The 12,034-nt window shown below is 61.4% G+C and carries 16 protein-coding genes; 8 read left to right on the top strand and 8 right to left on the bottom strand.

The window, feature by feature from the left end; genetic code table 11:
* Positions 1–53: 53 nt before the first annotated feature.
* From atpA to AC1DS5_RS13910, 6 genes are all read right to left on the bottom strand, one after another.
* Positions 54–1,607 carry a F0F1 ATP synthase subunit alpha gene (atpA, locus tag AC1DS5_RS13935; RefSeq protein WP_477718859.1) on the bottom strand — a complete coding sequence of 518 codons (1,554 nt, stop codon included), beginning with the start codon at positions 1,605–1,607 and terminating at the stop codon, positions 54–56.
* 61 nt (positions 1,608–1,668) lie between these two features.
* A complete protein-coding gene (locus tag AC1DS5_RS13930; RefSeq protein WP_477718858.1) occupies positions 1,669–2,199 on the bottom strand; it encodes a F0F1 ATP synthase subunit delta in 531 nt (176 codons plus the stop codon).
* 12 nt (positions 2,200–2,211) lie between these two features.
* Positions 2,212–2,682, bottom strand: coding sequence for a F0F1 ATP synthase subunit B (locus tag AC1DS5_RS13925; RefSeq protein ID WP_477718857.1), 471 nt, complete (start codon positions 2,680–2,682; stop codon positions 2,212–2,214).
* A 31-nt stretch (positions 2,683–2,713) separates the two neighbouring features.
* Positions 2,714–2,962 carry a F0F1 ATP synthase subunit C gene (gene atpE / locus AC1DS5_RS13920; RefSeq protein ID WP_477718856.1) on the bottom strand — a complete coding sequence of 83 codons (249 nt, stop codon included), beginning with the start codon at positions 2,960–2,962 and terminating at the stop codon, positions 2,714–2,716.
* A 77-nt stretch (positions 2,963–3,039) separates the two neighbouring features.
* The gene (gene atpB / locus AC1DS5_RS13915; RefSeq protein ID WP_477718855.1) at positions 3,040–3,918 is read right to left on the bottom strand and encodes a F0F1 ATP synthase subunit A; all 879 of its coding nucleotides are present in this window, start codon (positions 3,916–3,918) and stop codon (positions 3,040–3,042) included.
* 23 nt (positions 3,919–3,941) lie between these two features.
* Positions 3,942–4,463, bottom strand: coding sequence for an ATP synthase subunit I (locus AC1DS5_RS13910; protein ID WP_477718854.1), 522 nt, complete (start codon positions 4,461–4,463; stop codon positions 3,942–3,944).
* Positions 4,464–4,670: 207 nt separating this feature from the next.
* Between AC1DS5_RS13910 and AC1DS5_RS13905 the strand changes: the two genes are divergently transcribed.
* The 7 genes from AC1DS5_RS13905 (at position 4,671) to AC1DS5_RS13875 (ending at position 9,688) form a co-directional block, all read left to right on the top strand.
* Positions 4,671–5,117, top strand: coding sequence for a CopD family protein (locus AC1DS5_RS13905; protein WP_477718853.1), 447 nt, complete (start codon positions 4,671–4,673; stop codon positions 5,115–5,117).
* A gap of 66 nt (positions 5,118–5,183) precedes the next feature.
* The gene (locus AC1DS5_RS13900) at positions 5,184–5,693 is read left to right on the top strand and encodes a DUF2062 domain-containing protein (protein WP_477718852.1); all 510 of its coding nucleotides are present in this window, start codon (positions 5,184–5,186) and stop codon (positions 5,691–5,693) included.
* A 125-nt stretch (positions 5,694–5,818) separates the two neighbouring features.
* Positions 5,819–6,721, top strand: a complete 903-nt coding sequence (locus AC1DS5_RS13895) for a D-amino acid aminotransferase (protein ID WP_477718851.1) — start codon at positions 5,819–5,821, stop codon at positions 6,719–6,721.
* A complete protein-coding gene (locus AC1DS5_RS13890) occupies positions 6,718–7,041 on the top strand; it encodes a YbeD family protein (RefSeq protein WP_477718850.1) in 324 nt (107 codons plus the stop codon). Before AC1DS5_RS13895 ends, AC1DS5_RS13890 begins: the two co-directional genes overlap by 4 nt.
* A gap of 142 nt (positions 7,042–7,183) precedes the next feature.
* Positions 7,184–7,834 (top strand): lipoyl(octanoyl) transferase LipB, encoded by a 651-nt coding sequence (gene lipB / locus AC1DS5_RS13885; protein ID WP_477719045.1) that lies wholly within the window; start codon positions 7,184–7,186, stop codon positions 7,832–7,834.
* 98 nt (positions 7,835–7,932) lie between these two features.
* Positions 7,933–8,961 (top strand): lipoyl synthase, encoded by a 1,029-nt coding sequence (gene lipA, locus AC1DS5_RS13880; protein ID WP_477718849.1) that lies wholly within the window; start codon positions 7,933–7,935, stop codon positions 8,959–8,961.
* A 1-nt stretch (position 8,962) separates the two neighbouring features.
* Complete coding sequence (locus AC1DS5_RS13875) at positions 8,963–9,688, top strand: helix-turn-helix domain-containing protein (protein WP_477718848.1); 726 nt, start codon at positions 8,963–8,965, stop codon at positions 9,686–9,688.
* Between the two features lie 154 nt (positions 9,689–9,842).
* On the opposite strand, the gene AC1DS5_RS13870 is transcribed toward AC1DS5_RS13875, so the two are convergent.
* Complete coding sequence (locus tag AC1DS5_RS13870) at positions 9,843–10,040, bottom strand: hypothetical protein (RefSeq protein WP_477718847.1); 198 nt, start codon at positions 10,038–10,040, stop codon at positions 9,843–9,845.
* Between the two features lie 216 nt (positions 10,041–10,256).
* Here AC1DS5_RS13870 and AC1DS5_RS13865 point away from each other — a divergent pair, with 216 nt between their 5' ends.
* Complete coding sequence (locus AC1DS5_RS13865; protein WP_477718846.1) at positions 10,257–11,126, top strand: DMT family transporter; 870 nt, start codon at positions 10,257–10,259, stop codon at positions 11,124–11,126.
* A gap of 132 nt (positions 11,127–11,258) precedes the next feature.
* Here the strand turns inward: AC1DS5_RS13865 and AC1DS5_RS13860 are convergent, their stop codons facing one another.
* Positions 11,259–11,822: an OmpA family protein gene (locus AC1DS5_RS13860; RefSeq protein WP_477719044.1), complete on the bottom strand. Its 564-nt coding sequence runs from the start codon at positions 11,820–11,822 to the stop codon at positions 11,259–11,261.
* Positions 11,823–12,034 lie beyond the last annotated feature (212 nt).

The raw sequence follows: 12,034 nt of genomic DNA, 5'->3' as shown, positions 1-12,034 counted from the left end.
AGTTGGTCCTAAGGGTTCCTGATGGTTTGTGGAGCTTGCTGTTCAGGGCAGGCTCAGGCAAACGACTTCTTGAACGCAGCGACCGCCGTGTTCAACTCGGCCTCGGCATCCTTGTCCATGGCTTTGTTGGCTTCGAGCTTGGCCATCAACGCAGCGTTCTTGTCCTTCAGGAAGGCATGCAGGCCGTGCTCGAAAGCCAGGACCTTCTTGACTTCCACGTCGTCCATGAAGCCCTTGTTCACGGCGAACAGCGTGGCGGCCATGTTGGAGATGGACAAAGGCGAGTACTGCGCCTGTTTGAGCAGTTCGGTCACGCGGGCACCGCGGTCCAGCTGCTTGCGGGTGGCTTCGTCCAGATCGGAAGCAAACTGCGCGAAGGCAGCCAGTTCACGGTACTGGGCCAGGTCGGTACGGATACCACCGGACAGGTTCTTGATCAGCTTGGTCTGGGCAGCACCGCCGACGCGGGACACCGAGATACCAGCGTTAATAGCGGGACGGATACCGGCGTTGAACAGGCTGGTTTCCAGGAAGATCTGACCGTCGGTGATCGAAATCACGTTGGTCGGAACGAAGGCGGACACGTCACCGGCTTGCGTTTCAATGATCGGCAGCGCGGTCAGCGAACCGGTCTTGCCCTTGACGGCGCCCTTGGTGAAGTCTTCAACATACTTCTCGTTCACGCGGGCTGCGCGTTCGAGCAGACGGCTGTGCAGATAGAACACGTCGCCAGGGTAGGCTTCGCGGCCGGGTGGGCGGCGCAGCAGCAGGGAAACCTGGCGGTAAGCCACGGCCTGTTTGGACAGGTCGTCATACACGATCAGTGCGTCTTCGCCGCGATCGCGGAAGTACTCGCCCATCGTGCAGCCGGAGTAGGCGCTCACATATTGCATGGCCGCCGATTCGGAAGCCGAGGCTGCCACCACGATGGTGTAGTCCATGGCGCCGGCCTGCTCCAGCGAGCGCACCACGTTCTTGATTGACGAAGCTTTTTGACCAATTGCGACATAGACGCATGAAACGCCTTTGCCCTTCTGGTTGATGATGGCGTCAATGGCCACAGCGGTCTTGCCGGTCTGGCGGTCGCCAATGATCAGCTCGCGCTGGCCGCGGCCGACAGGAACCATGGAGTCGATGGACTTCAGGCCGGTCTGCAGGGGCTGGTCGACCGATTTACGGGCAATCACGCCCGGGGCGACCTTTTCAATCACGTCAGTCATCTTGGCGTTGATCGGACCCTTGCCGTCGATCGGCTGGCCCAGCGCGTTGACCACGCGACCCAGCAGCTCGGGACCGACCGGCACTTCCAGAATGCGGCCCGTGCACTTGACGGTGTCGCCTTCGGCGATGTGTTCGTATTCGCCCAGAATCACGGAGCCGACAGAGTCACGCTCAAGGTTCAGCGCCAGGCCGTAAGTGGGCGTGCCGTCGGCGGTTGCGGGGAATTCCAGCATCTCGCCCTGCATCACATCGGACAGACCGTGGATGCGGACAATACCGTCGGTCACCGAGACCACGGTGCCCTGGTTGCGAATGTCGGCACTGACAGTCAGGCCTTCGATACGGCTCTTGATCAGTTCAGAAATTTCTGCGGGATTGAGTTGCATGACTCTTTCCTTCTTTCTAGGTTGTTGGCTAAAGACTTGGGGAATGCGCGAAAACGCCAGCTCAAGAAATCAGCGCCACTTTCATTTGCTCTAAACGGGCTTTCACCGAGGTGTCCAGCACCTCGTCACCCACCACGACACGTACGCCGCCAATCAGGGCCGGCTCCAGCTCCACCTTGAGGTTGAGCTTGCGGCCGAAGCGCTTTTCCAGCGTTGCGGCCAGATCAGCCAATCCCGAATCGTTCAGCGGAAATGCGCTGTATACCGTGGCATCGGAGGAACCGCTCTGCGCATTTTTCAGCACGCGAAACTGGGCGGCAATTTCCGGCAGGACGCTGATGCGGCCGTTGTCGATGACGGTGCGCAGGAAATTCTTTGCAGCGTCGGGCAGCTGGTTTTTGGCAACGCCCGTGATCACATCAAAGGTCTGAGCCGCCGAGACGCTGGGATTGCCGGCAAACTGCTGCAATTGCACGTTGGCGGCAATGGCAGCCAGCTCATCGAGCCAGGCGGCTGTAGCGCCCAGGTCAGAACCAGACGCCTTGAACAGCGCTTCAGCGTAGGGACGGGCAATGGTGGCTAGTTCGGCCATGTATATACTCGCTTAAAGTTCGGTCTTCAGGCGGCCCAGCAAGTCAGCGTGCACACCGGCATTGACTTCCTTGCGCAGAATCTGCTCGGCACCCTTGACGGCCAGTGCAGCCACCTGCTCACGCAGGGTCTCGCGGGCCTTGACGGTTTGCTGCTCGGCTTCAACCTTGGCGGCGGCAATGATCTTGCCGCCCTCTTCGGTTGCCTTGGCTTTGGCTTCTTCGATCAGGGCCTGGCCACGGCGCTCGGCCTCGGCCAGGCGCACTGCCGATTCGTTGCGCGACTTGGCCAGCTCTTCTTCCACGCGCTTGTTGGCCACGGAGAGTTCGGATTTGGCCTTGTCGGCAGCGGCGAGGCCGTCAGCGATTTTTTGGGCACGCTCGTCCAGCGCTTTCGTAATGGGCGGCCACACAAATTTCATTGTGAACCACACCAGGATCGCGAAAACAATCGCCTGGACGAACAGGGTTGCATTAATACTCACGGCAACGCCTTTCTGTCGAATGTTGTGATGATTACTTCAGCACAAAAGGATTGGCAAACGCGAACATCATCGCGATACCCACGCCGATCAGGAAAGCGGCGTCGATCAGACCTGCGAGCAGGAACATCTTGGTTTGCAGTTCATTCATCAGCTCAGGCTGGCGGGCAGCAGCTTCGAGGTATTTGCTGCCCATGATGCCGATGCCGATACATGCGCCGACAGCGCCCAGGCCAATAATCAGGCCAGCGGCCAAAGCGACGAGACCGAGAACGTGTTCCATTTAAAGCTCCTATGGATTTAATTAACTAACAAACAAAAGAAAAAGAGAAACGGGAAAAGGAAAGCAGACCGAAAAACTCAGTGGTGATCGTGAGCCTGGCCGACATACACCAGCGCCAGCATCATGAAAATGAAGGCCTGCAGGGTGATGATCAGAATGTGGAAAATGGCCCAGACGGTACCGGCCAGGATTTGGCCGACCGGCAGCAGAACGCCCGACAGCGATGCCGCAGCAGCGCCGCCCATGAGCGCAATCAGCATGAACACCAATTCGCCGGCATACATGTTGCCAAACAGTCGCATGCCATGCGAAACCGTCTTGGCCGCGAATTCGATCATTTGCATCAGGAAGTTGACCGGCCAGAGTACCGGGTGGCTGCCAAACGGCGCCGTGAAAAGCTCATGCACCCAGCCGCCCGCACCCTTGATCTTGATGTTGTAGGCAATGCAGACCAGCAAGACAGAGACAGACAGACCCAGCGTGGTGGAAAGATCGGCCGTGGGCACAACCCGCATGTAGGCGTGGTGTGCATCATGACCGGCAGCACCATAAATCCCCGCCCAGATCTTGGGCAGCAGATCCACGGGCAGCAGGTCCATCGCGTTCATCAGGAAAATCCAGACAAAGACGCTCAGCGCCAATGGCGCAACCAGCTTGCGGCTGTGGGTGTTTTTGATGATGCCGCGGGCCTGGGTATCAACCATTTCCACCAGAATTTCCACGGCAGCCTGAAAGCGCCCCGGGATACCGGCGGTTGCCGACCGTGCAGCCAGCCACATGAAGAGGCTGCCGACGACGCCCAGCAGCACCGCCCAGAAAATGGAGTCGAGGTTGTACACCGAAAAGTCGATGACGCCGCTCATGGGCTTGTTTTGCCAATGCGTCAGGTGGTGGCCGATGTATTCACCGGCCGTCGGGCCATGGGCAGTAGTAGCTAAAGTGGCTTCAGAACTCATCACTCAACTCTTCTTAATATTGACTAGGCTAATCTGTTCGATCGGGACTGGAACCAAAGCACCAGCCAGACCACCTTCATCGTTACCACCAAACCGACCAGCAGGGCTGGCCAGCTCAAATCCGAAACCATGCGGGGGGCGGCAAACAACATCGCCACCGTCAGGCCAATCTTGACCATTTCCCACAAAAAAAATCCAACGACCGCAGCACCCGGACTCATGGAAGACACCTTGCTGGTCAGGCCGCGTGCGAACAGGGCACCCGGCACCACCACCGCCAGCGCGCCATACAACGCCGACCAGCCTGCACCTTGCCTTCCGGTCAGCACCCAGGCAACACACGCCACCAGAACACCGGCCATCAGCTGCCCCGCCAATACCGCCCACGGAGAGACAGAAGGCTTCGCCTCACGAAGCTTTTGGGCTTCTTCGCGCGTCAAGGGCTTGAAACCCTCGCCGCCCGCACCATCTTCATCAATCTCCCCCACATCCTTCGCAGAACTCCGAACTTCGGAATCGGCGGCCGAATTTGCTATTTTGGACATCACAAATTACGGTAGGGTTACAGGGCCGTTGCCAGCAAAGCCCTTGATTATACGTAGAAACCCCACCGCGCCGACAAAACCCGAAATTTGAATCTGAATTAAAGGCAATTGACACGCCTGTTCAAGTGCGCTGCCGGGTGGGCCACAATCGATGTTTTGGCCTCCCACCCCATGGTCGTCCGCCTCATTCATGAAAGAAGTCCTGCCATGCACGCCCTGATGAAATTTCTCCATGTCCTTGCCGCCATCACCTGGCTGGGTGGCGTGAGTTTCATGCTGTTTGCCTTGCGCCCTGCCGCGGCGGAACTGATGGCGCCACCCCAGCGGCTGCCGCTGATTGCGCAAGTCCTGCACCGGTTTTTCAGGGTGGTATGGCCCGCCATCGGCGTTCTGCTCCTGAGCGGCCTGGCCATGCTGCTGGGCGTTGGCATGAAAAACGCGCCGGTTGGCTGGCACCTGATGCTCGGCATCGGGCTGCTGATGTTCGCACTGTTTGGCCATCTTTATTTCGGCCCCTTTCGCCGCATGAAACAGGCCCTCGGCGATTCGAACTGGCCTGAAGGCGGCCGTCGCGTCGGACAGATCGCCACGCTCGCCATGACCAACCTGGCATTGGGCGTCCTGGCCATCGCCGCTGTCATCTTCCTGGCCTGATATGAAGAGGACCAGCGTTGACCAGTTTTTTTTCCAAGCCTTGCCGTGAGAGCGAATAAGAGCACGGTGTCTCGGCGCACAAGCCTGGCAGGCCGGGTGAAGGCATCCCTGCCTACCCGCGAAACGCTGTCGGCCCACCCCTGGCTCAAACCGATCGCCCACCGGGTGCTGGACCCCCAGCTGTGGCGCCCTCACCACGAATCAGTGGCCCGTGGTGTGGCCATTGGCATCTTCTGGGCCTTCGCCATTCCGTTCGCGCAATTTGTGGTGGCGGCGGCCCACAGCGTCTGGTGGCGCGCCAATATTCCGGTGGCGGCAGGCGCCACGCTGATCACCAACCCCTTCACCATAGGCTTTTGGCTCTGGCTGGCCTACCGGGTGGGCAGCCTGTTGCTGCACGCCCCGCCCCCGCCGCCCGTGGCGGAGGGTGCCGGCGTGCTGGCTTGGCTGACGGCCTTTGGCGCCCCGGCCATTCTGGGCATGGGCATCTTTGCGGTGGGTGGCTCGATAACGGGCTACATGCTGGTCAAACTCGTCTGGCGCCTGCGTGTCTGGTTCAAGCGCCGCCATCGGTAGAAAATGGGCGCTGCCTGCACACCCTCCCACATGCTTGCAATACGCCCTTCGATTTGTCCTTCTTCTCTTTCTTCTCTTCCTTCTCTTCCTTCTCTTAGTTCTATTTCTCCTTCTCCCCAATCACCATGACGTCCCCTCCCGCCAACGCCCTGCCCGACACACCGTGTTACCTCAACGGTGAGTTCACCAGCCTCAAAGACGCCAAGATCAGCGTGCTGGACCGCGGCTTCATCTTCGGTGACGGCGTGTATGAAGTGGTGCCGGCCTACGCGGGCAAGCTGTTTCGCTTTGAGCAGCACATGGCGCGGCTGGACCGCAGCCTGGCAGAACTGCGCATCGCCAACCCCATGACGCATGCCGAGTGGCGCGAACTCACGCTCAAACTGATGGCGTCTTACGCCCAGTTCATGCCGGCCGATATGGAGAAAGGCAATCAGCTGATCTACATCCAGGTCACCCGCGGCGTGGCCATGCGCGACCACCCCATGCTGCCCGGCCTGACGCCCACAGTCTTCGTCATGACCAACGCCTTGAAGCTGCCCAGCCCACAGCAGCGTGAAGAAGGCGTGGCCTGCGTGACCGCAGACGACTTCCGTTGGGAAAAGGCCCACATCAAGAGCGTCAGTCTGCTGGGTGCAGTGTTTTCGCGCCAGATCAGCGTGGACGCCGGCGCGGTCGAAACCGTGATGTTTCGTGACGACTACCTGAGCGAAGCGGCCTCGAGCAACGTCTGGGTCGTCAAGAACGGCAAGGTGATGGGGCCGCCCAAGGACCAGCTGGTGCTCGAAGGCATCCGTTATGGCCTGATGGAGGAAATGTGCCGCGCCCTGGGGCTGGGGTTTGAGCTGCGGCGCATCACGCGCGCCGAGGTGCTGGCGGCCGACGAACTGCTGCTGTCATCGGCCACCAAGGAAGTGCTGCCGGTCACGCGGCTGGACGGCCAACCCGTTGGAAACGGCCGGCCCGGCCCCATCTATGCCAGCTTGTACGCTGCATACCAGCAGGCCAAACGAGAGCAATCCACATGACGACTTCACCGAAACACCCGCCGACAACCCCACCGAAAGCCACGCCCGAGCCCGCACCGCGACAGGAGTCGCTGATCGACTACCCGTCCCTCTTTCCCATCAAGGTCATGGGCGTGAAAGTCGATGGGCTGGTGGCCGCGATCACCGCCGTGGCCCGCCAGTTCGACCCCGGGTTTGACGCCACCACCATCGAGCTGCGCGAAAGCAAGGGCGGCAAATACCTGGGCGTCACCATCACGGTGACCGCCACCAGTCGCGAGCAGCTGGACGAGCTTTACCGGACACTGTCCACCCATCCCATGGTCAAAGTGGTGCTCTAAAAATGCTGCCCCCACGCTTCGCCGCTGCGCGGGTCGCTGCCCCCCGAGGGGGCTGGCCTTGCTTGGGGCGGCCCGGCGCGGCGGCCGTACCGTGTTGATCCGCCGCCTGGGCCGGGTGGACTACTTGCCCACCTATGAAGCCATGCAGGCTTTCACGGCTGCGCGCAACCTGGAACATTCACGCGAAAGCCCATTGCAGCCCAATGATTCGGGTGATCAGCTATGGATTTGTGAGCATCCACCGGTCTATACGCAGGGCCTGGCGGGCAAAAGCGATCATATCCTGAACCCGGGTGACATCCCGGTGGTGCAGACCAACCGCGGCGGGCAGGTGACTTTTCACGGTCCGGGCCAAGTGGTGGCTTACCCGCTGATCGACCTCAAGCGCGCCGGCTACTACGTCAAGGAATACGTCTACCGGATCGAGGAGTCGGTCATCAGGACTCTGTTGTATTTTGGCGTCACAGGGCACCGCGTCACCGGCTCGCCCGGCATTTATGTGCGGCTGGACGACCCGGCCTCCCACGCCGCGCTGACCGGGCCGCTGGACCCGGCCAATCCTTTTCGCGGCCTCGGCAAGATCGCCGCGCTGGGTATCAAGGTCAGCCGCCACTGCACCTACCACGGCGTGGCGCTCAATGTGGCCATGGACCTGGAACCCTTCTCGCGCATCAACCCCTGCGGCTATGCCGGGCTGAAAACAGTCGACCTTCGTACAATCGGCGTATCTGTCACGTGGCAAGAGGCTGCGGACGTGTTGGGGCAGAAGCTGTCAAGCTATCTGGCACCCTGATTCCCCGCTCGGGCTGAGCCTGTCGAAGCCCCCGGTTCCTGCCGGCCATCAGCGGATTACCCAGCCCTTCGACAGGCTCAGGGCAAACGGCACCCGACATGAGCACATCAGAAGCCACCAATCCAGTCGTCCGCGACGTCCAGGCCCTGGAAACCTACAACCCGCTGGCCAAGCAGAAGGCGGCGGCCAAGCTGTCGCGCATTCCAGTCAAGGTCGAACGTGCCGAAGTGCTGAAGAAACCCGACTGGATTCGCGTCAAGGCCGGCAGCCCGACCACCCGCTTTTACGAGATCAAGCAGATCCTGCGGGAAAACAAGCTCAACACCGTGTGCGAAGAAGCCAGTTGCCCCAACATCGGCGAGTGTTTCGGCAAGGGCACCGCCACCTTCATGATCATGGGCGACAAATGCACGCGCCGCTGCCCGTTCTGTGACGTCGGCCACGGCCGGCCCGACCCGCTGGACGTGAATGAGCCCGAGAACCTGGCCAAAACCATTGCCGCACTCAGGCTCAAATACGTCGTGATCACCAGCGTGGACCGTGACGACCTGCGCGACGGCGGCAGCGGCCATTTTGTGGAATGCATCCAGAAGATTCGTGAACTGTCGCCCGGCACCACCATCGAAATCCTGGTGCCCGATTTCCGCGGCCGCGACGACCGCGCGCTCGAAATTTTGAAGGCGGCGCCACCCGATGTGATGAACCACAACCTCGAAACCGCGCCGCGTCTCTACAAGGAAGCGCGTCCCGGGAGCGACTACCAGTTTTCACTGAACCTGCTCAAGAAATTCAAGGCGCTGCACCCCGACGTGCCCACCAAGAGCGGCATCATGGTCGGCCTGGGTGAAACCGACGAAGAGATTTTGCAGGTCATGCGTGACATGCGCACGCACAACATCGACATGCTGACCATCGGCCAGTACCTGGCGCCGTCGACCAGCCACCTGCCGGTGCGCCGCTATGTGCATCCCGACACCTTCAGGATGTTTGAAGAGGAAGCCTACAAAATGGGCTTTACCCACGCCGCCGTGGGTGCGATGGTGCGCTCCAGCTACCACGCCGACCAGCAGGCGCATGCCGCAGGCGTGGCTGAAAAAGCAGACAGCGCGGCCAGCGTCACCCTTTGACATGAACACGCCGCAGGGCTCGCTGTCGCTGCGTCGCTACGGCGCTTCACACGGCAGCCATGCGCATACCCATTTTCAAGTGTTGCTGGGCCTGGATGGTGTGCTCGAACTCGAAGTGCAAGGCCACGGCCAGCGCATTGGCACGGGTGACGGCTGCGTGATTGCACCCGGCGAGCGCCATGATTTTGAAGCCCGTTCAGGTAGCCGCTGCCTGGTGCTGGACACCGCCGACAAGGGCTGGGCTCGTTGCGCATCTCAACCGGCCCGGCCCGAGCAGGCGCTGGCACTGGCCCGCTACCTGGTGCACACCATTGAACAACCCGGCCCACTGACCCGGCACTACGGCCCGGCCTTGCTGCTGGATGCCTGGGGCACGCCTTCGCTCGGTACGGCGCAGCATAGCCAACGCCCCGTACGCCCTGTAGATTGGCAGCAGCTTGCCCATTGGGCGCAGCGCCATTTGCATGAACCGTTGAGCGTGGCGCAACTGGCGGCGCAGGTATTTTTAAGTCCCACCCAGTTCGCGGCGCGTTGTCGCCGCGAAACCGGACAGAGCGTGATGCAGTGGCTGCGCCATCAGCGTCTGGCGCAAGCCCGGCAGCTGCGCGCCAGCGGTGTCAGCGTGGTCGAGGCAGCCCTGCGCTGCGGTTACCAGTCACCCTCGGCGCTGACGGCGGCGATGCGGCGGCATTGGCCCTCTCTTGAAGGCCTGGAAAGCGCTGCATAAGTCCGCGCGAGTTCTTGGTGCGCCGGTCGGGACGGGCTACCAGGCGTGTTTTGCAGCCAATAGCCCGCTATTGGCAAAAATACAGCGCAGCAGACCGCCCGAATCCGGGCGGTCACGGACCGCGAGGGCTTGCGCAGGCCTCGCTGATACCGACCTAATACCGACGCGGATCGTATGGATAGCGGTCGTTGCGATTGCGCACACCATCGCCGTCCCGGTCGCCATAACCACCATAGCCCTGGGATGCGCCGTCGCGATAGCGATAGCCTCGCCCCTCATCGTAATGAGCCGGGTAAGCCACACAACCCGACAAACCGGCCAGTACCAGCAACAACACTGCGAGTTTTTTCATAAGGTTCTCCTTGAAAATCTTGCCTGCACAAGCATTTCAATCCCGTCACATACCGGCCAAGTGTCTGGTGTGAACTCAAACGTGAAGCTTGTTACCGGATGTAGCACGGGCGTACCGGGGTTTGCGCCCTGAATCCACCCCAAAACCGTCGTTGCGCAACAGCAAAGCGTGCTTGCGCGACGATGGGGCGCGCCAGCTGCCTCTATCCTTGAGGCCATGCAAGCCAATTTATATGCACTGGGTGCAATCGCCTTATGGGCCGCGCTCGCCTCGCTCGGGGTGTCGCTCAAACATGTACCGCCCTTCCTGCTCACGGGTCTCGCATTGATCATTGGCAGCGTTCTGGCTTTGCCGTACGTGGTGAAAGACCGGCGGCAATGGCGGGTCGCGCCAAGCACGCTCGGCCTGGGGGTGTTTACCCTGTTTGGTTTTCACTTCCTGCTGTTCATAGGGCTGCGCATCGCGCCGGCCGTCGAGGTCAATTTGGTCAACTACCTTTGGCCCTTGTTGATTGTGGTGCTCGCACCGCTGTACCTGCCCGGTGTCAAACTGCGCGGCGTCCATGTCGTGGCCGCGTTGGTGGGCTTTGCCGGCGCGGCCCTTGCCATCCTGGGCGGGCGCGAGCCGGCGGGTATGGCGCTCAACCACGCCGGCTGGGGCGCTGGCCCGGGTTACCTGCTGGCGCTGGCATCCGCCTTCATATGGGCCAACTACTCGCTGCAAACCAAGCGTGCCGCGTTGACGGGCAAAAGATTTCCCACCGCAGCGATTGGTTTGTTCGGCCTGGTATCGGGCCTGTTATCGCTGTTGTGCCACTGGGCGCTGGAGCCGCAGGTGGCGCTGTCAGGGCGCGACTGGCTGCTGCTGGCGGTGATGGGACTGGGCCCGCTGGGTGCTGCGTTTTTTCTGTGGGACAAGGCGCTCAAACTCGGTGATGCGCGGCAGATCGGCATCTTGAGTTACCTGACGCCCCTGGGTTCCACCGCCTTGCTGCTGGTGGTCAGTGGCAGGGCACTAACCGCCACCATCGCCATTGCTGCCGCGATGATTTTGGGCGCTGCGGTATTGGGCACCCGCTCAAGATAGCCAAGGCAAGTCAGGCCCCCACAAGCCGCACGAGTGGATAAAAAATAAAGGGTGGCGACGGCTGAGCGCCATCACCACCCTCCTCCCTGCCCGGTTCAAATTTCCAGGTTCCAGGTTCAGCCCGCTGGCACCTTACTTGGCAGCAGGCCGCTCCACCACTTCGATGTCCACGCGACGGTTCTTGGCGCGGCCTTCTGCGGTGGCGTTGTCGGCCACTGGCTGGCTTTCACCGCGTCCCTCGGTACGAATGCGCTGACGATCCACGCCTTTGCTCACCAGGTAGGCCTTGACCGACTCGGCGCGTGCCAGCGACAGACGCTGGTTGTAGGCATCCGAGCCCACGGAGTCGGTATGGCCCACGGCGATCACCACGTCGATGTTGACAGCCTTGAGGCGATCCACCAGCGCGTCAAGCTTGCCGGTGCCACCAGCCTTGATGGTCGCTTTGTCGAAGTCAAACAGCGTATCGGCCGCCAGGCTGATCTTTCCGGGCAGCGGCTGCACGGCGGAGGTCGGGGTCGCACGCGCACGCGGTGGAATGACTGTTCCAGCCTTGATCTTCTCCATGGTGTCGACCACGGTCTCATCCTGCGGGCACAGCTCGGCCGGGTCGATGCCGGAGCGGTCCTGCCCCGCATCCTGGGCGCCGGGCACATCGGCGCGCTTGACGTTGAGCGCCGTCACCAGCTGCCCCATGCCCGCCAGCGTGCGCGCCTGCGCAATGATCTGGTCGTAGCTGGCGTTGACGTAGGAGCGGTTGGCCTGGAAGTATTCGTTCTGGCTGTCCAGCAGGTCCAGCAGCGTGCGCTGGCCCAGCTCGAACTGCTGCAGGTAGGCTTCGCGCGATTTCTCGGTCGACAGGCGGTGCTGGTCGCGGTAGGCCAGCTGCTCGTTGAGGGTCCGCACAC

The organism is Polaromonas sp. P4_H1 (assembly GCF_056400945.1).
The sequence above is the reverse complement of the archived record's forward strand: the minus strand, read 5'-3'. Positions and strand labels throughout refer to the sequence as shown.

Excerpts from the sequence above, each read along its gene's own strand:
- atpA (WP_477718859.1), bottom strand. The coding sequence starts at position 1,607 with ATGCAACTCAATCCCGCAGAAATTTCTGAACTGATCAAGAGCCGTATC.
- AC1DS5_RS13930 (WP_477718858.1), bottom strand. The coding sequence starts at position 2,199 with ATGGCCGAACTAGCCACCATTGCCCGTCCCTACGCTGAAGCGCTGTTC.
- atpE (WP_477718856.1), bottom strand. The coding sequence starts at position 2,962 with ATGGAACACGTTCTCGGTCTCGTCGCTTTGGCCGCTGGCCTGATTATT.
- atpB (WP_477718855.1), bottom strand. The coding sequence starts at position 3,918 with ATGAGTTCTGAAGCCACTTTAGCTACTACTGCCCATGGCCCGACGGCC.
- AC1DS5_RS13910 (WP_477718854.1), bottom strand. The coding sequence starts at position 4,463 with ATGTCCAAAATAGCAAATTCGGCCGCCGATTCCGAAGTTCGGAGTTCT.
- AC1DS5_RS13905 (WP_477718853.1), top strand. The coding sequence starts at position 4,671 with ATGCACGCCCTGATGAAATTTCTCCATGTCCTTGCCGCCATCACCTGG.
- AC1DS5_RS13895 (WP_477718851.1), top strand. The coding sequence starts at position 5,819 with ATGACGTCCCCTCCCGCCAACGCCCTGCCCGACACACCGTGTTACCTC.
- AC1DS5_RS13890 (WP_477718850.1), top strand. The coding sequence starts at position 6,718 with ATGACGACTTCACCGAAACACCCGCCGACAACCCCACCGAAAGCCACG.
- lipB (WP_477719045.1), top strand. The coding sequence starts at position 7,184 with ATGCAGGCTTTCACGGCTGCGCGCAACCTGGAACATTCACGCGAAAGC.
- lipA (WP_477718849.1), top strand. The coding sequence starts at position 7,933 with ATGAGCACATCAGAAGCCACCAATCCAGTCGTCCGCGACGTCCAGGCC.
- AC1DS5_RS13875 (WP_477718848.1), top strand. The coding sequence starts at position 8,963 with ATGAACACGCCGCAGGGCTCGCTGTCGCTGCGTCGCTACGGCGCTTCA.
- AC1DS5_RS13870 (WP_477718847.1), bottom strand. The coding sequence starts at position 10,040 with ATGAAAAAACTCGCAGTGTTGTTGCTGGTACTGGCCGGTTTGTCGGGT.
- AC1DS5_RS13865 (WP_477718846.1), top strand. The coding sequence starts at position 10,257 with ATGCAAGCCAATTTATATGCACTGGGTGCAATCGCCTTATGGGCCGCG.
- AC1DS5_RS13860 (WP_477719044.1), bottom strand. The coding sequence starts at position 11,822 with ATGGGGCAGCTGGTGACGGCGCTCAACGTCAAGCGCGCCGATGTGCCC.